Source organism: Streptomyces sp. NPDC033131, assembly GCF_055578365.1.
Map to the genome: position 1 here is coordinate 91,664 of NZ_JBVIPA010000022.1, position 20,183 is coordinate 111,846.

Annotated in this window: 19 protein-coding genes and 1 pseudogene; 13 read left to right on the forward strand and 7 right to left on the reverse strand. The window is 70.1% G+C overall.

Annotated features, from left to right (window positions below):
• Positions 1–185 precede the first annotated feature (185 nt).
• Entirely contained in the window at positions 186–1,298 is a 1,113-nt protein-coding gene (locus tag ACZ5XS_RS26325; RefSeq protein ID WP_468655269.1) for a substrate-binding domain-containing protein, read from the reverse strand.
• Positions 1,299–1,447: 149 nt separating this feature from the next.
• Between ACZ5XS_RS26325 and ACZ5XS_RS26330 the strand changes: the two genes are divergently transcribed.
• The 4 genes and pseudogenes from ACZ5XS_RS26330 (at position 1,448) to ACZ5XS_RS26345 (ending at position 5,403) form a co-directional block, all read left to right on the forward strand.
• Positions 1,448–1,894 (forward strand): MarR family winged helix-turn-helix transcriptional regulator, encoded by a 447-nt coding sequence (locus ACZ5XS_RS26330; protein WP_468655271.1) that lies wholly within the window; start codon positions 1,448–1,450, stop codon positions 1,892–1,894.
• Positions 1,895–2,010: 116 nt separating this feature from the next.
• Positions 2,011–3,348 (forward strand): annotated as a pseudogene (locus ACZ5XS_RS26335) (aldehyde dehydrogenase family protein); the annotation flags it as partial.
• A 194-nt stretch (positions 3,349–3,542) separates the two neighbouring features.
• Positions 3,543–4,433 (forward strand): glycoside hydrolase family 19 protein, encoded by an 891-nt coding sequence (locus ACZ5XS_RS26340; protein WP_468655273.1) that lies wholly within the window; start codon positions 3,543–3,545, stop codon positions 4,431–4,433.
• A 64-nt stretch (positions 4,434–4,497) separates the two neighbouring features.
• A complete protein-coding gene (locus ACZ5XS_RS26345) occupies positions 4,498–5,403 on the forward strand; it encodes an aldo/keto reductase (protein ID WP_468655275.1) in 906 nt (301 codons plus the stop codon).
• Positions 5,404–5,468: 65 nt separating this feature from the next.
• Here ACZ5XS_RS26345 and ACZ5XS_RS26350 read toward each other — a convergent pair whose 3' ends face one another.
• Positions 5,469–5,927, reverse strand: coding sequence for a pyridoxamine 5'-phosphate oxidase family protein (locus ACZ5XS_RS26350; protein WP_468655277.1), 459 nt, complete (start codon positions 5,925–5,927; stop codon positions 5,469–5,471).
• A gap of 76 nt (positions 5,928–6,003) precedes the next feature.
• Between ACZ5XS_RS26350 and ACZ5XS_RS26355 the strand changes: the two genes are divergently transcribed.
• Complete coding sequence (locus tag ACZ5XS_RS26355; protein WP_468655279.1) at positions 6,004–6,666, forward strand: maltokinase N-terminal cap-like domain-containing protein; 663 nt, start codon at positions 6,004–6,006, stop codon at positions 6,664–6,666.
• 7 nt (positions 6,667–6,673) lie between these two features.
• On the opposite strand, the gene ACZ5XS_RS26360 is transcribed toward ACZ5XS_RS26355, so the two are convergent.
• Positions 6,674–7,381, reverse strand: a complete 708-nt coding sequence (locus ACZ5XS_RS26360) for a dienelactone hydrolase family protein (protein ID WP_468655281.1) — start codon at positions 7,379–7,381, stop codon at positions 6,674–6,676.
• 169 nt (positions 7,382–7,550) lie between these two features.
• Here ACZ5XS_RS26360 and ACZ5XS_RS26365 point away from each other — a divergent pair, with 169 nt between their 5' ends.
• Both ACZ5XS_RS26365 and ACZ5XS_RS26370 read left to right on the forward strand, forming a co-directional pair.
• Positions 7,551–7,961: a VOC family protein gene (locus ACZ5XS_RS26365; RefSeq protein ID WP_468655283.1), complete on the forward strand. Its 411-nt coding sequence runs from the start codon at positions 7,551–7,553 to the stop codon at positions 7,959–7,961.
• 24 nt (positions 7,962–7,985) lie between these two features.
• Positions 7,986–9,056: an adenosine deaminase gene (locus ACZ5XS_RS26370; protein ID WP_468655285.1), complete on the forward strand. Its 1,071-nt coding sequence runs from the start codon at positions 7,986–7,988 to the stop codon at positions 9,054–9,056.
• Here the strand turns inward: ACZ5XS_RS26370 and ACZ5XS_RS26375 are convergent.
• Positions 9,038–9,553 (reverse strand): mycothiol transferase, encoded by a 516-nt coding sequence (locus ACZ5XS_RS26375; protein ID WP_468655386.1) that lies wholly within the window; start codon positions 9,551–9,553, stop codon positions 9,038–9,040. The genes ACZ5XS_RS26370 and ACZ5XS_RS26375 overlap by 19 nt on opposite strands.
• 28 nt (positions 9,554–9,581) lie before the next feature.
• Positions 9,582–10,466 (reverse strand): LysR family transcriptional regulator, encoded by an 885-nt coding sequence (locus ACZ5XS_RS26380; protein WP_468655287.1) that lies wholly within the window; start codon positions 10,464–10,466, stop codon positions 9,582–9,584.
• 127 nt (positions 10,467–10,593) lie between these two features.
• Here ACZ5XS_RS26380 and mgrA point away from each other — a divergent pair, with 127 nt between their 5' ends.
• Positions 10,594–11,586 carry an L-glyceraldehyde 3-phosphate reductase gene (gene mgrA / locus ACZ5XS_RS26385; RefSeq protein ID WP_468655289.1) on the forward strand — a complete coding sequence of 331 codons (993 nt, stop codon included), beginning with the start codon at positions 10,594–10,596 and terminating at the stop codon, positions 11,584–11,586.
• On the opposite strand, the gene ACZ5XS_RS26390 is transcribed toward mgrA, so the two are convergent.
• Positions 11,576–11,863 (reverse strand): DUF1905 domain-containing protein, encoded by a 288-nt coding sequence (locus ACZ5XS_RS26390; protein WP_217242693.1) that lies wholly within the window; start codon positions 11,861–11,863, stop codon positions 11,576–11,578. The genes mgrA and ACZ5XS_RS26390 overlap by 11 nt on opposite strands.
• A gap of 76 nt (positions 11,864–11,939) precedes the next feature.
• Complete coding sequence (locus tag ACZ5XS_RS26395) at positions 11,940–12,323, reverse strand: nuclear transport factor 2 family protein (RefSeq protein WP_468655291.1); 384 nt, start codon at positions 12,321–12,323, stop codon at positions 11,940–11,942.
• Positions 12,324–12,657: 334 nt separating this feature from the next.
• Here ACZ5XS_RS26395 and ACZ5XS_RS26400 point away from each other — a divergent pair, with 334 nt between their 5' ends.
• From ACZ5XS_RS26400 to ACZ5XS_RS26420, 5 genes are all read left to right on the forward strand, one after another.
• The gene (locus ACZ5XS_RS26400) at positions 12,658–13,068 is read left to right on the forward strand and encodes a hypothetical protein (RefSeq protein WP_468655293.1); all 411 of its coding nucleotides are present in this window, start codon (positions 12,658–12,660) and stop codon (positions 13,066–13,068) included.
• Positions 13,069–13,114: 46 nt separating this feature from the next.
• The gene (locus ACZ5XS_RS26405) at positions 13,115–15,457 is read left to right on the forward strand and encodes an ABC transporter ATP-binding protein/permease (protein ID WP_468655295.1); all 2,343 of its coding nucleotides are present in this window, start codon (positions 13,115–13,117) and stop codon (positions 15,455–15,457) included.
• A gap of 9 nt (positions 15,458–15,466) precedes the next feature.
• Entirely contained in the window at positions 15,467–16,012 is a 546-nt protein-coding gene (locus tag ACZ5XS_RS26410) for an SH3 domain-containing protein (protein WP_468655297.1), read from the forward strand.
• Positions 16,002–16,991 carry a serine/threonine-protein kinase gene (locus ACZ5XS_RS26415; protein ID WP_468655299.1) on the forward strand — a complete coding sequence of 330 codons (990 nt, stop codon included), beginning with the start codon at positions 16,002–16,004 and terminating at the stop codon, positions 16,989–16,991. The genes ACZ5XS_RS26410 and ACZ5XS_RS26415 overlap by 11 nt, the downstream gene beginning before the upstream one ends.
• Before the next feature lie 151 nt (positions 16,992–17,142).
• Entirely contained in the window at positions 17,143–20,163 is a 3,021-nt protein-coding gene (locus ACZ5XS_RS26420) for a CHAT domain-containing protein (RefSeq protein WP_468655301.1), read from the forward strand.
• The last annotated feature ends 20 nt before the right edge of the window (positions 20,164–20,183 follow it).

Consider the following 20,183-nt stretch of genomic DNA (forward strand, 5'->3'; position numbering starts at 1 on the left):
AGCCTCAAGTCAGCCTGTTTCCGAAGCGTTTCGCGATACTTAACCGGCTGTATCTTCCGACTCTCGGCGGGAGGCGAAACGGGAAACAAAAAAACCTCGGGACGAACTCCTCACCGGAATTCACACGACGCCCGAGGCATTCTCTTTACTTCCTGCGTGAAGTATCGAGGCGAGGTCGGTACATGTCAAGGGCGGGCCGGGTCGAGGTCCAGCTGGGTCAGCACGTCGAAGTCCACCCCGTCCGCACGCGCCAGGTAGATCCGCTGCCGTACGTGGCTGTCCCGCAGCCGCAGCAGCCCCCGTGGCCCCTCGTACGACACCGACTCGGCCGCCCTGCCGATCGCCGTCACGTCCAGGGTCCGCGCGCCGGCGATGAGCGCCGCGAGCAGCAGCACGCCTTCGTAGCAGGATTCGCCGAGGCTGCCCGCGGCCGGTGCCTCGACGCCGAACCGTCCCGCGTACCGCCCGTGGAAGTCCAGGGTGTCCTGGTTCGCCAGCGAGGCGAAGAACCCGGCGGTGCTGTACAGGTCCCCCGTGGCCGTGGGGCCGCTGGCCATCAGCATGTTCTCGTCCATGAGCGTGCTCAGCCTCAGACACCGCTGGTCGAGTCCGGCGGCGGCGAACGCGCGGTTGAAGCGCACGGCGTCACTGCCCACCAGAAGCATCAGGACGGCATCCGCCCGCGACTCCTCGATGCGGCGCAGCACCGCGTCGAACTCATGGGTGCCGAGCGGGAGATAGGCCTGGCCGCAGATGCCGCCCCCGGACTCGTGCGCGTAGGCGCGGGCGGCCCGCGCGGTGCGGCGCGGCCACACGTAGTCGTTGCCGACGACGAACCAGCGGCGCACCCCGCGCTCGCCCGCCAACAGCCTTAGCGCCGGGCGAAGTTGGGCGTCGGGCGTCTCGCTGGTCAGGAAGACGCCCGTGGTGTGCTCGCCGCCCTCGTACAGCGCGGTGTAGACGTACGGCACGTGGTGCGCGATCCGCGGCGCCAGTGCCTGGCGCACCGAGGAGATGTGCCAGCCGGTGACGCCCTGGACGACGCCCAGCCGCACCAGCGCTTCGACCCGGTCGGCGATCTCCTCCGGCTCGCCGCCGCCGTCGACCGGCAGCAGCCGCAGCTCCCTGCCGAGCACCCCGCCCGCCTGGTTGACCTCCTCCATGGCCAGGCGCGCACACAGCTCGCAGGCCGGCCCGAAGATCCCCGCCGCGCCCTGCATCGGGAAAACGAGCGCCACGCCGATCGTGGAGTCGTCGACTGTGAACCAGTCGAGCGGGTGGGGATCGAGCTCGAACATGTGGTCATGATTCCGGGTCCGCCCGGTGAACTCCAGCGCGTCTCGTGGACCGGGCGGCGGGGGAGTGCGGCGCGGGCGCGAGCGGGGAGACGATCCGTTGCGGAAGCGGGCACTTGTACGATGTCCGCACCCCGGGACCGAGGAGAAGGATGCCCACCCCACCTCCGCGCCAGCCCCAGGATCTGATGCAGCTGTTGACGCGGGCCGAACGACTGGCCGCGCGGAGGCTCCAGACCGTCCTCGACGAGGACGGCTGCTCGCTCGATTCCTGGCGGGTGCTCGCCCTGCTCGCCGACGGCGAGGGGCACAACATGACGGCGGTGGCCGAAGCGGTGTTCCTGCCGCCGCCGACGCTCACCAAACTGGTCGACCACCTCGTCGACCAGAATCTCGTCCACCGGCGGGTGGACCCCCTGGACCGCCGCCGGATACTCGCCCACCTCACCCCGCGCGGCCTGACCTACTGGCGGCGCATCAGCCGTGAGGTCCGCGAACGCTGGCCGGTCCTGAACGAGGGCGACGACGAACTGCTGCGCGCCCTGCTGGGGCGGCTCGTCGGCACCCTCGAAGGGACGTCGGCGGAGTTTTCCGGCTGATCACGGCCTGTTCGGCCAAGATCGCGCACGGTGTTTTTCGTGTATCCGGAATTATTTCCGCACCGTAATGGTTGGCCTATACATCTGATAGGGAACGACCATGACCGACCAGCACCGAGCAGCGAGGCACCGTGAACCAGCCCACCCCCGAGCAGCCCGCCGACATCGTGGCCCGCCTGCGCGCCACCTTCCGCACCGGCCGCACCAAGCCCGTCGAGTGGCGAGGCGCCCAACTGCGCCGCCTGCGCGAGATGCTCACGGAGAACGGCGCCGACCTGGCCGCCGCCCTCCATGCCGACCTGGGCAAGAGTGCCACCGAGGCCCACCGCACCGAGATCGGCTTCACCGTCCGCGAGATCGACCACACCCTCGACCACCTCGCCGACTGGCTGCGCCCCGAACCGGCCCCGGTCCCCGCGCACCTCGGCGCCGACGCCACGGCCTGGACGCAGTACGACCCCCTCGGTGTCGTCCTCGTCATCGCCCCCTGGAACTATCCCGCCCAGCTCCTGCTCGCCCCGGTGGTCGGCGCCCTCGCCGCCGGCAACGCGGTGGTGGCCAAGCCGAGCGAAATGGCCCCCGCCACCTCCGCCGCGCTGGCCCGGCTGCTGCCCGCCTACCTCGACACCGACGCGGTCGCCGTGGTCGAGGGCGGCATCCCCGAGACCACGGCCCTGCTGGCCGAGCGCTTCGACCACGTCTTCTACACCGGCAACGGCACGGTCGGCCGCATCGTGATGCGCGCCGCCGCCGAACACCTCACCCCGGTCACCCTCGAACTCGGCGGCAAGTCCCCGGCGTTCGTCGACCGCGGCACCGACCTCGACGTCGTCGCCGACCGGCTGGTCCGCGGCAAGTTCCTCAACGCCGGCCAGACCTGCGTCGCCCCCGACTACGTCCTGACCGACCCGGCCACCGCCGCCGCCCTGGAGCCGGCGCTCGCCCGGGCCGTCGAGACCCTGTACGGCACCGACCCCGCGGCCTCCGGCGAGTACGGCCGCATCGTCAACGAACGGCACTTCGACCGTCTGTCCGGCCTGCTCGACTCGGGCCGCGTGGTCGTCGGCGGTGTCGGCGACCGTACGGCGAAGTACCTCGCGCCGACCGTGCTCGCCGACGTCGACCCCAAGTCGCCCGTGATGCGGGAGGAGATCTTCGGTCCGATTCTGCCGATCGTCACGGTCTCCGGCCTCGACGAGGCGATCGACTTCATCAACGACCGCGACAAGCCCCTGGCGCTGTACGTCTTCTCGGAGGCCGGCGAGACGCGGCGCCGGATCGCCGAGGAGACCTCGTCCGGCGGTCTCGGGTACGGCCTGCCGCTCGCCCATCTCACCGTCTCGGACCTGCCGTTCGGCGGCGTGGGGGAAAGCGGGATGGGCAACTACCACGGCCGCTACTCGATCGAGACGTTCAGCCACCGCAAGGCGGTGCTGCGCAAGCCGTTGCGCTGACCCGGTCCCGTTGACACGAGTGAACTGGTCTATACCCTTGACTGGTACATACCAAAGCGGTTGAGTGTGGCTCCACACCCCCCACCCACGGCCGCCCCCACGCCGTGGCCGGTCCTTCCGGCACGTGCGCACAAGGGTCCGCCTCGCGCTGCCCTTGTCAGGGAGCGGCCGTGCTCCGCAGAGGAGTTGACCTCGTGTCGAGACGCCGCACAGCCGCAGTCGTGACCGCACTCGTCCTCGGCAGCATCGCGCCGATCACCCTGCCCGCCACCAGCGCCACCGCCGCCGCCTGCTCCAGCTACCCGAGCTGGGCGGCCGGACGGTCGTACGCCGCCGGGGACATCGTCCGCTACACCGACGGCAAGGCGTACATCGCCGAACACGCCAACCCGGGCTACGACCCGACGATCAGCACCTGGTACTGGGAGCCCTACGCCTGCGACAGCGGCCCCGGCACGCCCGTCGGCACCTTCGTGGTGAGCGAGGCGCAGTTCAACCAGATGTTCCCGAGCCGGAATTCCTTCTACACCTACCGCGGCCTGACCGCTGCCCTCAGCGCCTACCCCGGCTTCGCCAACACCGGCGGTGACACGGTGAAGAAGCAGGAGGCCGCCGCGTTCCTCGCCAACGCCGGCCACGAGACCGGCGGGCTGGTGCACGTGGTCGAGCAGAACACCGCCAACTATCCGCACTACTGCGACTGGAGCCGGCCGTACGGCTGTCCGGCGGGGCAGGCGGCGTACTACGGCCGCGGCCCGATCCAGCTGAGCTGGAACTTCAACTACAAGGCCGCGGGCGACGCGCTCGGCATCGACCTCCTGGGCAACCCGTGGCTGGTGCAGAACGACGCGGCCGTCGCCTGGAAGACCGCCCTGTGGTACTGGAACACCCAGAGCGGCCCCGGCACCATGACCCCGCACAACGCCATGGTCAACGGCGCCGGCTTCGGCCAGACGATCCGCAGCATCAACGGCTCCCTGGAGTGCGACGGCAAGAACCCGGCGCAGGTGCAGAGCCGGGTGACCAAGTACCAGCAGTTCTCCCAGATCCTCGGGGTCTCGCCGGGCGGCAACCTCTACTGCTGAGGTGCCGTGAAGGAGTTCGCACCGTGCGTACGGCGGTGAACCGCCCGTATGCCAGACTCCGCCGATGACCTCCGAAACGATCACCGCGGACGCCGCGGGAACCTGGAAACTCGGCGACCTCACCGTCAACCGCATCGGTCTCGGCGCGATGCGGTTGACGGGCAGCGCGGCCTTCCACCACGGGACACCCAGCGACCGGGAACGCTCGATCGCCGTCCTGCACAAGGCGGTCGAACTCGGCGTGAACCACATCGACACGGCCGCCTTCTACTTCTCCGCCCTGCGCTCCGCCAACGAACTCATCAACAGCGCGCTGTCGCCGTACGCCGATGACCTGATCGTCGTGACCAAGGTCGGCCCGTACCGCGACTACTCGGGGCAGTGGGGTACGTCGGCCCGCCCCGACGACCTGCGCGGCCATGTCGAGGAGAACCTGCGCCAGCTCGGGCGCGACCACCTCGACGTCGTCAACCTCCGCCGCATGCGCCAGGACTCGATCGCCGAGCACTTCGGGGCCCTGGCCGAACTGCGCGAGGCGGGCCTGATACGGCACCTCGGGATCTCCGGCGTCGAACCCCGCCACCTCGCCGAGGCGCAGGCCATCGCGCCGGTGGTGTGCGTGCAGAACCGGTTCGCGCTCGACACCTACGACCCCGCCACCGACGAGGTCCTGCGGCTGTGCGGCGAGCAGGGCATCGCCTTCGTGCCGTTCTTCGCCGTCGCGGGCGACGCCGGTGCCAAGGGCGCGACCGCCCATCACGACGACGAGGTGACCGCGGTCGCCCGGGCCCACGGCGTGAGCCCCGCCCAGGTCAGGATCGCCTGGACCCTCCACCAGGGTCCGCACGTCCTGGCCATCCCGGGCACCGGCAACCCGGACCACCTCGCCGAGAACGTGGCCGCGGGCGCCGTCCGCCTCACCGACGAGGAGCTGGCCACGCTCAACAGGCTGCATCACCAGACCGGTTGAGCGCAGGCGCGGGCGCCCTCGGGCGCACCTCACGGGCAGGGCCCGGGGTGCACCTCACGCGCACCTCACACGACCCACGCCCCGTCCCTCATCAGATGCCGCCCGCGCATTTCGTGCTCCCCGTGCCAGGCCTGCACGGCGCGCGGCCGGACCTGGAAGAAGGCGTACGACGCGCTGTCCTGCCTCGGATCCCAGCCCGTCTTCGCCACGAACGCACCGACCGCCGAGTCCGGCACGGCCCGCCCCTCGAACGTCCGCACCTCCCCGTCGAGCAGCACGACGTCCTGGGTGTCCCCGAACGCGAGCCGGGCCCGGCCGCCCTCGCGCAGATTGCGGCCCGTGGGGCTGGTCAGCCGCGTGCACATCCACGCGGCCTCCCCGTCCCACATGAACCACAGCGGCACCAGGCACGGCAGCCCGTCGGTGTCGGCCGTGGCCACCCAGACGTCCAACTCCCCTTCCAGGCGGGCCAGTACGTCCTGCTTGCGCTGCTCGGCGGTGCGGGCCGGCTCGGTGATCTTCATAACGGGGACGCTACCCCCCGGGCGCCGATGCGAAAGTGTGAAGGCCCGCATCCATCACGGAAAGAGAGCCGCCGGAATGGCCGTCATCCACCACACCACCCTGAAGCCGACCAAGCTCGAACTGCTCACCGCCTGGCTGCCCACCCGCCCCTGGTACTCCGGAGGTCCGGACGCACCCGAACTGGCGAAGGCCGGCGGCTTCCGGCTGGACGATCCGGCGGGTGAGGTCGGCATCGAGTTCATGGCCGTCACCGACACGTCCGGCGCCCGGCCTGCCACCTACCTGGTGCCGCTGACCTACCGCGGGGCCCCTTTGGACGGGGCGGAGGACGCCCTCGTCGGCACCATGGAGCACGGAGTGCTGGGACACCGCTGGGCCTACGACGGCTGCCACGATCCGGTGCTGGTGGCCGAGTTGCTCGCCCTGATCGCGGGCCGCGCGGAGGCCCAGGCACAGAGCGTCGACCACACCCCCGACCGGGACGTCACCCGCTCCTGCGCGGGCGAGGTGCCCGCCCCTTCCGCCGCTCTCACGGTCACCGACGACGAGGAGGGCACCCGACTGTCCCTCCCGCAGGGTGCGACCCTCCGCCTGCACCGTGTCCTGCGCCCCGCCCCCGGCGGCACCCCCCTCCTGCCACAGGGCGCCATCGGCCACGTCGCCGCCCCTTGGAGCGCGCCGGACGGCACCCGCGCACAGGGCCTGTTCGCCGTCCTGCGTCCCGGTTCCGGGGGCTAGGGCCGGTTCAGCCCAACTGCTCGTGCAGGAAGGGCACGGTGCTCTGCCAGGCGCGGGCGGCCGACTCGGCGTGGTAGACCGGGCGGCCGTCGTTGAAGAAGGCGTGGCCGGCCGGGTAGTGGCGGAAGTCGGGGACCATCCCCGACTCCTGCTGAATGGCGTCGGCCAGCCGCTCGACCGTCTCGGCCGGGATGCTGTCGTCGAGTTCGCCGAAGTGCCCCAGGATCTGCGCCTTGAGCCCCGAGAAGTCGGGCATCTCCCCCTGGATGACGCCGTAGAACGGCACGGCGGCGCTCACCCGTGCGTCGGCCGCGGCCAGGTACAGCACGAAGCCGCCGCCCATGCAGAAGCCGACCGCGCCGACGGTGTCCGAGGTGACCTCGGGCAGCGACAGCAGGTGGTCGACGGCGCCGGAGAGCAGTTCGACACCGCGCGGGACGGGGAGGGCCTGCATCATCCGCAGGGCCTCCTGGCTCTCGTGGGCCACGTTGCCGCCGTAGAGGTCGGGGGCGAGGGCGACGAAACCCTCCCGTGCGAGCCGGTCGGCCACGTCGGCGATGTGGTCGGTCAGGCCCCACCACTCCTGGATGACGATGACTCCCGGTCCGCGCCCGGAGGGCGGCAGCGCCAGGTAGCCGTGCGCGGTGGTCCCGTCACTGGGGAAGGTGACGTTCTGACGGGCCGGGGCACCGGTCGACTTCGGCAGTTCGGTCATGGCACTCGACTCCTGTACGGCAGTACGTGGTGGGGGCGCGGCCCCCGGACGTGATCTCCACCCTGTCACGCAGGCGACGGCCTCCCTCACGGCCCCCTCGGGACGGACTGGCGCACCACAGGTTTTACGTATAACCTCTCCCGTCAATCACCCCTCCCGGAAGGCCCCGATGAGACGCATCGCCCTGGTCACCCTCGTCGTCGACGACTACGACGAGGCGATCCGCTTCTACACCGAGGCCCTCGGTTTCCGGCTTGCCGAGGACACCCCGCGCCCCGACGGCTCCCGCTGGGTCGTCGTACGGCCGAGCGCGGAGCCGGGCTCCGATCTGCTGCTGGCCCGTGCGAAGGGCGACTCGCAGCAGAGCCGGGTGGGCGACCAGACCGGCGGGCGCGTCGGCTTCTTCCTGCACACCGACGACTTCGCCCGCGACCACGCCCGCATGCTCGCCGCGGGCGTGACCTTCCTGGAGGAGCCGCGCCACGAGCCGTACGGCTCGGTCGCCGTCTTCCAGGACCTGTACGGAAACCGCTGGGACCTGCTCCAGCCGGCCACCGACCTCCAGCCCGCCACCGACTGAGAACCACTGCCGAGGAACACGCACATGACCGCGCCCCGCATCGACACCGAAACCCTCCGCCGGCTGCCCAAGGCCGTGCTGCACGACCACCTCGACGGCGGTCTGCGCCCCGCCACCGTGGTGGAGCTCGCGGACGCGGTCGGCCACACCCTGCCGACCACCGACCCCGACGCGCTGGCCGCCTGGTACTTCGAGGCCGCCAACTCCGGTGACCTGGTCCGCTACATAGCCACCTTCGAGCACACCCTCGCCGTGATGCAGTCCCGCGAGGGCCTGCTGCGCACCGCCGAGGAGTACGTCCTCGACCTGGCCGCGGACGGGGTCGTCTACGCCGAGGTGCGCTACGCCCCCGAGCTGATGGTCAACGGCGGGCTGGCCCTGCCCGAGGTCGTCGAGTCCGTCCAGGAGGGCCTGGCCGCGGGCATGGCGAAGGCGGCGGCCGCGGGCACCCCGGTGCGGGTCGGCACCCTGCTGTGCGGCATGCGGATGTTCGACCGCACCAAGGAGACCGCCGACCTGGCCGTCGCCTTCCGCGACGCGGGCGTCGTCGGCTTCGACATCGCCGGCGCCGAGGACGGCTTCCCGCCCGCCGACCACCTGGCCGCCTTCGAGCACCTGCGCCGGGAGAACGTGCCCTTCACCATCCACGCCGGCGAGGCGCACGGCCTGCCCAGCATCCACCAGGCCCTCCAGGTGTGCGGCGCCCAGCGCATCGGCCACGGCGTCCGCATCACCGACGACATCGTGGACGGCAAGCTCGGGCGGCTGGCCGGCTGGGTGCGCGACCGCCGCATCGCCCTGGAGATGTGCCCGACGTCCAACCTCCAGACCGGCGCGGCCACCTCGATCGCCGAGCACCCGATCACCGAGCTGAAGGACCTGGGCTTCCGCGTCACCCTCAACACCGACAACCGTCTGGTGTCCGGCACGACCATGACCCGTGAGATGTCCCTGCTGGTCCAGGAGGCCGGCTGGAGCGTCGAGGACCTGCGCACGGTCACGGTGAACGCCCTGAAGAGCGCGTTCGTCCCGTTCGACGAGCGCTGGGCCCTCATCGAGGACGTCGTGCTGCCGGGCTACGCGTCCGCGCTCTGAAGCAGACCGCGGACGTAGGCGGCCTGTCCGACGTGCTGGAGATCGTCGGACAGGACGCTGACCAGGCGAACGGCCAGGGTGACCGGCGGATCCCAGCGCTCGTCCACGACGCGCTCGAAGTCCTTGGCGGTCAGCCCGCGCAGGTACCCGAGGGTCTGTTCGTGCACGGCGTCGTAGTAGCCGGTCAGCAGGTCGCCGGAGTCGACCCGCACCTTGGCGACCTTCGCCGAGGTGTGCCCGTACCCGGTGTCCCGGCCAGGGAGGTCGAGCCCGAAGCGCTTCTCCCAGCCCTGCGACAACCAGACCTGGTCCAGCCCTGAGGCGTCGGCCACATGGTCGTCCTGGACCCGGGTGAGATGCCAGACCAGCCACGCGAGGGAGTTCGCGTCGGCGGCGGGACGGGCGTTCAGGCCGTCCGGGCCGAGGCCCTCGACCGCGGCATGGACCTCTTCCCGGATGCGGCTGTACGCGTCGATGAGGATGTCCTTGGCATGCATACGCTCCACCATCGCGCATCAGCGTCCGTCACGCGCCCTCTGTCCCCAGAAGCGTCATCAGCGCCCGCGCCGCCGGGCTGGCCGCCTCCGGGGGCGGCAGCAGCGCGACCGTCTCGTACGCCGCCTCGTCGGTGCCCTTCAGCGGGAGGGCGGTGAGGGCCTCCCGCTTGTGCCGGAAGTGCCTCGGTACGACGGCGATGCCGAGGTTCTCGTCCACCAGGTCGAGCAGGCTGTGCACGTCGTTCACCTCCAGGGAGACAGTCCGCCGTACGCCGGCGGCCGCGAACGCGGCGTCGGTGATGCGGCGCGGCCCCCAGTCGGGGTGGAAGTCGACGAAGACCTCGCCGCCGATCTCGTCCGGCGTCACCGCCGCGCCGCCGGTCGCGAGCCGGTGACCGGAATGGCACAGCACGGTCATCGGCTCACTGGTCAGCGGTACGGAACGCAGCTGGTCGGAGTCCGCCTGGGTACGGACCGCGAACGCGAGGTCGAGCCGGCCCGCGGCGACCTCCTCGGCGAGAGCGCCCGCGCCCGCCTGCCGCAGCCGGATCTCCACGTCCGGATGGAGCCGCCGGAACGCGGCCAGCAGCCTCGCCACGTGCACGCCCGCGACGCACTGCTCGGTGCCCAGTGCCAGCGTGCCGCGCAGCACGCCCTGCACGGCGGCGACAGCCTCGTGTGCCGAGCGCACCTGCGCCAGGATCCGCTCGGCCTCACCCAGCAGCGCCCGCCCGGCCTCGGTGAGCGTCACCCGCCGGGTGGTGCGGACGAACAGCGGGGTCCCCAGCTCCCGCTCCAGGGCGCGAATGGAGGCGGACAGGCCGGACTGGGACACCAGCAGCCGTTCGGCGGCCCGGGTGAAATGCTGGTCCTCGGCGACCGCCACGAAGTGCTGAAGATGGCGCAGTTCCATGATTGAGAAGCCTATCCGCTGAATTCCATCGGATTCTCCTGTTGGACCACTGCCCCCAGGCCGCGAAAGAGTGGGCACCGGTTCTCAGGGAACCTGGTTCCACCGTGCCAACCCTTCTGGAGTCGCGTTGTACACCGCACACCCCGACCGCTACGCGGACATGCCCTACCGGCGCACCGGACGCAGTGGCCTGAAGCTGCCCGCGCTGTCGCTCGGCCTGTGGCACAACTTCGGCCCGGACCGCTCGGTGGAGACCCAGCGCGCGATCCTGCGCCGCGCATTCGATCTCGGCATCACCCACTTCGACCTGGCCAACAACTACGGCCCGCCCCCCGGCGCCGCCGAGTCCGCCTTCGGCGAGGCGCTGAAGGACGACTTCGCGCCGTACCGCGACGAGCTGGTGATCTCCACCAAGGCCGGTTACCTGATGTGGCCCGGCCCGTACGGCGAGTGGGGTTCGCGCAAGTACGTCCTGTCCTCGCTCGACCAGAGCCTGAAGCGGATGGGCCTCGACTACGTCGACATCTTCTATTCGCACCGCCCCGACCCGGAGACTCCCCTCGAGGAGACGATGGGCGCCCTGCACTCGGCGGTCCAGCAGGGCAAGGCGCTCTACGTCGGCGTCTCCAACTACTCCGCGGAGCAGACCCGTCAGGCCGCCCGCATCCTGGGCGAGCTGGGCACCCCCCTGCTCATCCACCAGCCCCGCTACTCGATGCTCGACCGCCGCCCCGAGGACGAGGGCCTGCTGGACGCGCTGGACGAGCTCCAGGTCGGCTCCATCGTCTTCTCCCCGCTGGAGCAGGGCCTGCTGACCGGCCGCTACCTGGACGGCATCCCCGAGGGCTCGCGGGCGGCCAGTGACAGCCCCTTCCTGAACTCGGACGCGGTGACCGAGGACCTGGTGGGCCGGTTGCGCGACCTGGACGACATCGCCAAGTCCCGCGGGCAGACCCTGGCCCAGCTGGCGCTGGCCTGGGTGCTGCGCGGCGGCCGGGTGACCTCGGCCCTGGTCGGCGCGAGCAGCGCGCGGCAGCTGGAGGACAGCGTCGGAGCCCTCGGCAACCTGGACTTCGACGCGGACGAGCTGGCCCGGATCGACGCGGTGATCAAGCCGTAATCCGCTCCTCGAGCCGCACGGTCACGGTGTCGCCCTCCTCCTTCCCGATCGCCTTGCGCACCTCGGCCTTCACGGGCAGCTTGTGGGTGCCGTCGCCCAGGGCCATGAAGGAGCTGCGGAAGGGGTGCCCGTCGATCGTGCCGCGCACCTTGACCAGTCCTCGGGTGCCGAAGAACGCGACGGAGTCGGGCCACAGGAGGTAGGTCCAGCCGCCCTCCTGCGGGCTTTTGCGCAGGACGGCGGTGAATTCGGTGTCCAGTTTCGCGGTCGTACCCATGATGTTCTCTCCGCTCCCGGTGGTCTCTGTCTCAGGAGACCGCCGGGAGTGCGGAAACTCATCGCCGGACCGGTCCTCAGTCTCCGGCGGGTATCCGGTCCAGGAAGCCGAGCACGTTCCTGATCCGCCCGCCGGAGTCCAGCGTGATCACGTCGGAGCCGGCCACGGGCGCAGAGCCGTCGCTCTCGTTCACGAGCTCCCAGGAGAAGCGGGCCGTGTGGTGGTGGCCGTCCACCGTGCCGGTGAGCCGGAAGGCGAAGCCCGGGAACTGCACGTGCGTCGCCGCGATGACGGCCGCGATCTGTTCGTGGCCGTCGACATCGCTGAACGGGTCGGTGTAGGTGCCGTCCGCGGCCCAGGCGGCCGCGACCGCCTTGACCCGGGCCTCGGTCTCCCGGGCGTTCCAGGCCTCGAAATAGCGGGCGACGGCACTGTCGTACCGGTCGGTGTTCGCGGGCATGGGCGATCAGCCTCCATCGAGGTCGTTTCCGCTGGTCGGGACCGGGTTCCGTGTGTCGGCGACCCGGTACCGCAACCATGCCCCGACCGCGGCGGACGGTCGATTACCCCCCAGGTAATGACGGCATCGCCATGTACTCGCCATTTTTCGGCCATGAGAGGCCGTGAATATGCCAGGAGAGTGGCCAAAAAGTCGTGGTGACAGTGTTTCAGTAGTGAACATACTCGACTGTTAGGGCTTCACATCCAGCGAAGCCCCAGTCACGCACAGCACATGAGCCGCAGGGAAAGCGAGGCCCGGCCGACAGGCTAGCGAAGCAGCGGGGGAGTGGATCGTGCACGACGAATTCCTGTGCCATGTCACGGGGTACGGCACTTGCGGCGGCCGACGCATCGGTGTGCCCCTCGGAACCTACCGGGCCCCCACCCTCGCGCTCGCGCTGTGGTGGCTGCGTGACCGCGCCGCCTGGATCGCCGAGCGCCTCGACCCTCAGCCGGAGGCCGAGCACTTACCGGCCGGCGCGCTCGTCCCGGTCGCCGCCACGGTGCCCGACGTACCCGCCGTGCTCCGGACCTGGTGCGGGGATCCGGCCCAACAGGAGTTCGTCGCCGACGAGTTGGCAGCGGGGCGGCTGGTGCGGATCGCCGCCGTCGACGACACCACCGAGTACGAGCTGCTGGCGGAGTCCGTGGACGCCCTGCGCATGCAGCGCACCGCCTCGATGCTGTTCACGCCCGTGGCCTGACGGGCGACACCGGGCGCGGATCGGTACCAATCGGTAGAATTCAGGTATGGCGAAGCGGCCGGTGGCACCCACGGCGCCCGAACTCGTGGTGGAGACCGAAACCGGCTCCACGGTGATGAGTCCGGGCCACGACTACCACGTCGGCCGCGATCCGTTGTGCGACATCGTCATCGACGACGCCCGGGTCTCGTGGCACCACGCGGTGCTGCGGCCCGAGGCCGACCACTGGATGCTCGAGGACGAGAACAGCACCAACGGCACCTACGCCGACGGCCGCCGGGTCCACGAGTGGGGCGTCGGCCCCGGCAGCGTCATCCGCTTCGGCAGCCCGGCGGCCGACGGCCCGTGCGCCGTCCTCGCCGGCCTCCCGCCCCCGGAACCGGAGCGCCCCTCCGCGGTCTCGATGCCCGCCCTGACCAGCACCTTCCGACAGCCCACGACCGTACGGCCGCTGCCCACCCGCACCGTCCGCATCGGCCGCGCCGAGGACAACGACCTGGTCATCGACGACCTGGGCGTCTCCCGCCGGCACGCCGAACTGCGCGCCCTGCCGGACGGGACGTACGAGATCGTCGACCTCGGCAGCCACAACGGCACCTTCCTCAACGGCCTGGCCGTCACCCGCGCCCTCATCGGCCCCGGCGACATCGTCGGCATCGGCCACTCGGCGTTCAGCCTGGTCGGCGACCAGCTGCAGGAATACGTCGACACCGGCGAGGTCTCCCTCGACGTGCAGGACCTCACCGTCGCCGTCGACCACGGCCGCAAGACCCTCCTGGACCACGTGTCGTTCCCGGTCGGCGAGAAGTGCCTGCTCGCCGTCGTCGGCCCGAGCGGTGCCGGGAAGTCCACGCTCCTCAACGCCCTGACCGGACAGCGCCCCGCCGACCACGGCACGGTCCTGTACGACGGCCGTGACCTCTACCGCGACTACGCCGAACTGCGCCAGCGCATCGGCCTGGTCCCGCAGGACGACATCCTGCACTCCCAGCTGACCGTCCGCAGCGCCCTGTCCTACGCCGCCGAACTGCGCTTCCCGCAGGACACCGCGAAGGCCGAGCGCCGCGCCAGGGTCGACGAGGTCATCAGGGAACTCGGCCTTCAGGAGCGGGCACGGCAGCCCGTGCACAGCCTGTCCGGCGGCCAGCGCAAGCGCGTCAGCGTGGCCCTCGAGCTGCTGACCAAGCCGTCCCTGCTGTTCCTCGACGAACCGACCTCGGGCCTGGACCCCGGCATGGACCGCTCGGTGATGCACATGCTGCGCGGTCTCGCCGACGACGGCCGCACGGTCATCGTCGTCACCCACAGCGTCCTCAGCCTCGACGTCTGCGACCGGCTCCTCGTCCTCGCGCCCGGCGGGAAGATCGCCTACTACGGCCCGCCCGAGGACGCCCTCGCCTACTTCGGCTTCACTCAGTGGCCGGAGGCCTTCGAGGCCTTCGAACGGGACCGCGACCGCGACTGGGCGGGGGACTTCCACACCTCGCCGTCCCGGCGCCGGTACGTCCAGGACGCGAGCGCGCAGCCCCGGCGGCCCCGCGAGGGCCCCGTCCTCATCACACCCCCCGCCAGGCCCCGCAGCCGCGGTGCCCAGCTCGGCACCCTCGTGCGCCGGTACGCGGCCGCGCTCAGCGCCGACCGCACCTTCCTCGCCATCATGATCGCCCTGCCGTTCGTGATGGGCGCCATGGGCAGAGCCCTGGCCGGCAGCAAGCTGACCCAGGAAACAGCCATGAACGCCCTGCTGATCCTGTGCGTCGGCGGAGTCCTCACCGGCGCGGCCAACGCCGTGCGCGAACTCGTCAAGGAACGCGTGATCTACCAGCGCGAGCGGGCCGTGGGCCTGTCCAGATCCGCGTACCTGATGTCCAAGGTCGTCGTCCTCGGCACGATCACCGTCCTGCAGGCCGTCGTACTGACCCTGGTCGCCCTGCTCGGCGTCGACCTCAACGCGCCCGGAGGCGAAGGCGTGTTGATGCCGCCCCTTGCCGAAATCACCGTCGCCGTCGCCCTGCTGGCGTTCACCGCGATGATGCTCGGCCTGCTGGTCTCCGCGATGGTGCGCAAGGAGGAGGTGACGATGCCGCTGCTCGTGCTGCTCGCCATCGTCCAAGTGGTCTTCTGCGGCGCCCTGCTGAAGCTGGACGGCGTGCCCGGGCTGGAACAACTGGCGTGGCTGGTGCCCTCACGATGGGCGCTCGGCGCGATGGCCGGCACCGTCGGCCTGGCCCGGATCGTGCCCGGCGAGCTGACCGGCGACCCGCTGTTCGAGCACTCGGCCGGGGTGTGGCTGCTCAACGTGGCCATGCTGGTCGTCCTGTCGGCGGCCTTCGGGTTCCTCGTCTCCCGGCTGTTGCGCCGGCACGAGCCCGCCGTGATGCGGAAGTAGCGGCGCGCGATGACGGCCCCCGGATTCCGGCCCACCCACGTCGTGCCCCAGAACGGCATGCCCGCCTGGGAGGCCCCCGACCCCGCCCGGCCCACCGTGCCCCTCGACGCGCTGCTGCCGGTCCAGCTCGTCGAGCGACGCGGCGACTGGGCGTACGTCCTGTGCGCCAACGGCTGGTCGGCCTGGGTCGACGGCCGCCACCTGGTCGCCGTACCCCAGGACCCCCCGCTCGCCGACGGTCCGCTCGGACATACCGCCGACCCCCGCCCCCTGCTCACCCGCGCCGAACAGGCACTGGCCCGCTACCGGGCCGCGGTCGAGGAACTGACGGCCGGCGCGCTGGAGGGGGAGGCCTTTCGCGTGCGGACGCGAGGACTGCGGCTCGGGGTCGTCGTGGACGGGGAGTCGATGTGGCTCTACGACGACGAACGCGGGCGGTGGGCGTACGCGGACGGGGCCCGGCTCAGCACCTACGCCACGGACGACGGGCCCCGTGCCGCCGCCGCGGAGCCCGGACACGCCCCCACCCAGGTCGTGACACCCGATGGACCATGAAGCGAGCCTCTTCTCAGGGCGGCCCTCCGAGCTGATCGGCAAGCAGGTCGCCGGCTACCGCATCGAGCGCGAGATCGGACGCGGCGGCATGGCCGTCGTCTACCGTGCCCGGGACCTGCGCCTGGACCGGACCGTCGCCCTCAAACTGCTCGCCCCCGAACTCGCCCGCAACGACACCTTCCGCCGCCGCTTCACCCACGAGTCCCACGTGGCCGCCGCGATCGACCACCCGAACATCGTGCCGGTCTTCGAGGCGGGCGAGACGGACGGCGTCCTGTACATCGCGATGCGCTACGTCCCCGGCAGCGACCTGCGCCACCTCCTGGACCGCGACGGACCCCTGCCGCTCCCGACCGCGATCCGGATCGCCGCCCAGGTCGGTTCCGCGCTGGACGCGGCCCACGAGCACGGCCTGGTCCACCGGGACGTGAAGCCCGGCAACATCCTGGTGGCCCGCGGCACCGACAGCGACCACCCCGAGCACGTCTACCTCACCGACTTCGGCCTGACGAAGAAGTCCCTGTCCCTGACCGGCTTCACCACGGTCGGCCAGTTCGTCGGCACGCTCGACTACGTGGCCCCGGAGCAGATCTCCGGACGCCCCGTCGACGGCCGCTGCGACGTCTACGGCTTCGCCTGCGTCGTCTATGAGACCCTCGCGGGCCGCCCGCCCTTCCGCCGCGACGACGACATGGCCCTCCTGTGGGCCCACCAGTACGACGAACCGGCACCCCTGACCGAGGCCCGCCCCGAGCTCGCCCCCCACCTCGACACCGTCTTCGCCAAGGCCCTGGCCAAGAGTCCCGACGACCGATACGACTCCTGCCTCACCTTCGTGGCCGCCCTGCGCGGCGCCCCGGCGGGCGGCCACCCGCCGACCGAGGTCGCCCGGGGCGTCGTGGCCCCGGCACCCGACCGGCCGAAACCGCCGCCACGGTGGGCCGAACCGGTCATCGGGCAGCCGGGCCGTCAGCCCTGACCGGGCCCACCCAGGTCCTGCACCGCCTGGATCGATGTGCGAGTGGGTTGACCTCGGCTCATCATGGAGATGTAAGCGAACCGGCCCCGCCTGTCATCAGAGATACGCGGGAGGCCTGCGACCGTGCGGGTCTTCCGGGAACGGGGTGGCGATGGCCACCGTCCTGGAATTGCAGATCTGCCCACTTCATCCGGACGATTGCGAGTATGAGGTCCGGGTGGTGAAGGCGGCCGCGGGCGGAGAGCCCCGGGCCTCGATGACGCTCGACGTCGACGAGTTGCTGTCGCACCGCGGTGAGCTGGAGGACAAGGTCCTCGCCTCCGCGGCTGCGACTCGTCGGGTGGTGCCGATGAGTGAGCAGGCCGTGCAAGACGTAGGCCGTCAACTGTTCGAAGCGCTGTTCGCCGGCCCGGTCTCCGGAACGTACCGAGCGAGCCTGGGCGTGGCACGGGAGCGACAGGAGCGGCTGCAGATCGTACTGCGGATGGAGGCACCGAAGCTGGACCTGCTTCCCTGGGAGGCACTCTTCGACTCGCACGACGGGACCTATCCGTGCCGACGATGGCCGATCGTCCGACACCTCCCCGCCTCGTACACACCCAAGCCCCTGGCTGTGGAACTGCCGTTGCGGATCCTCGTAGTGATCGCCTCGCCGCGGGGGCTTCCCATGCTGGACACCGACGCCGAACGTGAACGACTGCAGCAGGCCCTCTCGGCACAAGTCCGCGACGAGGAGGTGGAGTTGGTCTGGGTGACGCAAGCGAGCTGGACAAGTCTGCAGTCCCGCCTGCTGAGTGGCCGGTGGCACGTACTCCACTTCATCGGCCACGGGTACTACGACACCCTCTCCGACGAGGGCCAGATCGCGCTCGTGAGTGAGGGCGGGGGCGGCGGCGCTCAGATGGTGGACGCTTCCAGTCTGGCGGACCTGTTGGGGGAGGCGGATCCACCTCCACGACTGGTGGTGCTGAATTCCTGCTCGTCCGCCCAGGGTGGGGTGGACGACAGGTTCTCCAGCGTGGGAGCAGCCCTCGTGCGAGGTGGTATCAGCGCGGTGGCGGCGATGCAGTTCGCGGTCAGCGACCAGGCCTCAGTGCACTTTGCCCAGGGGTTCTACACCGCGTTGGCCCATGGCCGTCGCATCGACGATGCCGTCAGGAGCGGAAGAATCTCCATACTCGGTGGCAGCAAGTCCCTGGAATGGATCACTCCAGTGCTGTACGTGCGTGGCGAGGCTGACAGCCTCTTCGACGTGGCCGCATCGCCGCCCGGGCGGCACGTCCCCGAACACACTGCATCGCATCCGCCGCACGCTGACCCGCAGCCATCCGTCGACCTCAACAAACGCCACGCGCAGTTGCGCACGCTTCACGCCATGGCCGGCGCACAGTTGCGCATGGGCCATCCCGGCGAAGCCATCAAGCTGCTTGACGACCTGCTCATCCTGGACCCGAAAGACGCCGACGCGGCCATGCTTCGGCAAAAGGCTGCCGACCAGCAGCAGATCGTCGAGCTCCGTCATCGAGCGACAGAGGCGGAGGAATCTGAGGACTGGCCCAGTGCGATCGACATCTATGATCAAATTCTGCGGAAACAGCCGGAGGACCAAGACGCTGCCGGACGACGGGACTTCTGTCGTGATCGCCGCCGTATCACGCATCTCCAGGAGGAATTGCGCATCCACGCGGACGCGGGCCGGTGGCAGCCAGTCCTGGACGTGAGTGAAGAGATCGGCCGACTGGATCCGAGTGCCGCCGATCCCGACCGGCTGGCCACGAGGGCCCGCGAGGCGATGAAAGAGGCGCAGCGGGCAGCCCGGCTGGTGCGATTGCGCGCCCAGGGTGCGGCAGCTGAGGAAGCGGGAGACTGGTCCACCGCGATCGACACCTACGAGCAGATCCTGCAGCTCGATCCGGAGTCCCGAGATGCCGCCACGCGAAGCGAGTTCTGTCGCGACCGTCGACGCATCGCTGCTCTCCGGGAAGAACTGTGCCGTCATGCGGGCGGAAACCGATGGCAGGCAGTTCTGGACATCAGTGAAGAGATCAGTCAGTTGGATCAGGACGCCGCTGATCCCGACGGGCTGGCCACAAGGGCCCGTCAGGCGGTGAAGGAGGCACAGCGCGCAACCCGTCTGGACCATATGTACGTCCGAGCCCTCGCGGCCGAGGAGGTGGAGGACTGGTCCACCGCGATAAAGATCTATGATTCCCTTTCGCATGACGGCGATGGGTACCGGGACAGCGTACGGCGTCGCGACCTCTGCATACAGCGTCAGAGGGAGGGCGAGCTGACGGCCGATTCCCGAGATGACTCGACTGCGCCCCCTGTTTGGTCAGTCGAGCTGGCCGCCCCTTGTGGAGCCCTCGCGTGGAACCCGAGTTGGCAGATAATAGCCGTCAATATTCGATCCGACGCACGCATTCGCCTGTACGACCTCAGTGGTGAAGAACAACTGGATTTCAAAACCGGAGACAAGTGGGGTCCTTATGCCGTAGCTTTCAGTCCGGACGGCACGCGCCTTGTCGGGAATTTCAGGCAAGGTTGCAAGATATGGGACACCCAGACAGGAGAAAAATACCGTCAGATCCGCTTCCCGGCGGGGATGACCTCAGCGGATTTCAGTCCGGACGGCGCGCGGCTCGCTACCGGCCTCTACGGCTACGCCTTTGTTTGGGATGTCGAGACGGGAAAGCAAGTGTTCCAGTCTCGCCAGCGAGCAGCAACCTCGGTCGCCTACAGCCCGGATGGCACTCGATTGGCCATCGCTGATCAAGGTGGGCTGAGTGTGTTTGACACAAGCAGCGGCCGAGAAATCGGAAAAGATCACAGAGGATTCTTGAATGCCGTGGCCTTCAGCCCGGACAGTACATATCTCGCCACCGCCAGTGAAGACTGCCTAGTACGCATCTGGGACGTCAGTGCTCGCGTGCGCGAGGCCTGCGAAATAGCCCACGACTACCCGGTCGGTACAGTGGATTTCTGCCCGGACGGCACTCATCTCGCCATGGGAGGTGAAGACCAGGTGGCTCGTGTCTGGGACATCTTCGACGGGGTCACGGTATTCGAAATAACTCACGAACACCCTGTTCTGTCGGTGCGCTTCAGCCCGGACGGTGCCCGTCTTGCCACCGGCACCCTGAACGCCGTCACTGTGTGGGAGTTTCAATAGCCGGCAAGGGGCGCCTGGGA

What these genes read in the sequence shown, in the direction of transcription:
- ACZ5XS_RS26325 (WP_468655269.1), bottom strand. Translation starts at nt 1,298, where the DNA reads ATGTTCGAGCTCGATCCCCACCCGCTCGACTGGTTCACAGTCGACGAC.
- ACZ5XS_RS26330 (WP_468655271.1), top strand. Translation starts at nt 1,448, where the DNA reads ATGCCCACCCCACCTCCGCGCCAGCCCCAGGATCTGATGCAGCTGTTG.
- ACZ5XS_RS26345 (WP_468655275.1), top strand. Translation starts at nt 4,498, where the DNA reads ATGACCTCCGAAACGATCACCGCGGACGCCGCGGGAACCTGGAAACTC.
- ACZ5XS_RS26350 (WP_468655277.1), bottom strand. Translation starts at nt 5,927, where the DNA reads ATGAAGATCACCGAGCCGGCCCGCACCGCCGAGCAGCGCAAGCAGGAC.
- ACZ5XS_RS26355 (WP_468655279.1), top strand. Translation starts at nt 6,004, where the DNA reads ATGGCCGTCATCCACCACACCACCCTGAAGCCGACCAAGCTCGAACTG.
- ACZ5XS_RS26360 (WP_468655281.1), bottom strand. Translation starts at nt 7,381, where the DNA reads ATGACCGAACTGCCGAAGTCGACCGGTGCCCCGGCCCGTCAGAACGTC.
- ACZ5XS_RS26365 (WP_468655283.1), top strand. Translation starts at nt 7,551, where the DNA reads ATGAGACGCATCGCCCTGGTCACCCTCGTCGTCGACGACTACGACGAG.
- ACZ5XS_RS26370 (WP_468655285.1), top strand. Translation starts at nt 7,986, where the DNA reads ATGACCGCGCCCCGCATCGACACCGAAACCCTCCGCCGGCTGCCCAAG.
- ACZ5XS_RS26375 (WP_468655386.1), bottom strand. Translation starts at nt 9,553, where the DNA reads ATGCATGCCAAGGACATCCTCATCGACGCGTACAGCCGCATCCGGGAA.
- ACZ5XS_RS26380 (WP_468655287.1), bottom strand. Translation starts at nt 10,466, where the DNA reads ATGGAACTGCGCCATCTTCAGCACTTCGTGGCGGTCGCCGAGGACCAG.
- ACZ5XS_RS26390 (WP_217242693.1), bottom strand. Translation starts at nt 11,863, where the DNA reads ATGGGTACGACCGCGAAACTGGACACCGAATTCACCGCCGTCCTGCGC.
- ACZ5XS_RS26395 (WP_468655291.1), bottom strand. Translation starts at nt 12,323, where the DNA reads ATGCCCGCGAACACCGACCGGTACGACAGTGCCGTCGCCCGCTATTTC.
- ACZ5XS_RS26405 (WP_468655295.1), top strand. Translation starts at nt 13,115, where the DNA reads ATGGCGAAGCGGCCGGTGGCACCCACGGCGCCCGAACTCGTGGTGGAG.
- ACZ5XS_RS26410 (WP_468655297.1), top strand. Translation starts at nt 15,467, where the DNA reads ATGACGGCCCCCGGATTCCGGCCCACCCACGTCGTGCCCCAGAACGGC.
- ACZ5XS_RS26415 (WP_468655299.1), top strand. Translation starts at nt 16,002, where the DNA reads ATGGACCATGAAGCGAGCCTCTTCTCAGGGCGGCCCTCCGAGCTGATC.
- ACZ5XS_RS26420 (WP_468655301.1), top strand. Translation starts at nt 17,143, where the DNA reads ATGGCCACCGTCCTGGAATTGCAGATCTGCCCACTTCATCCGGACGAT.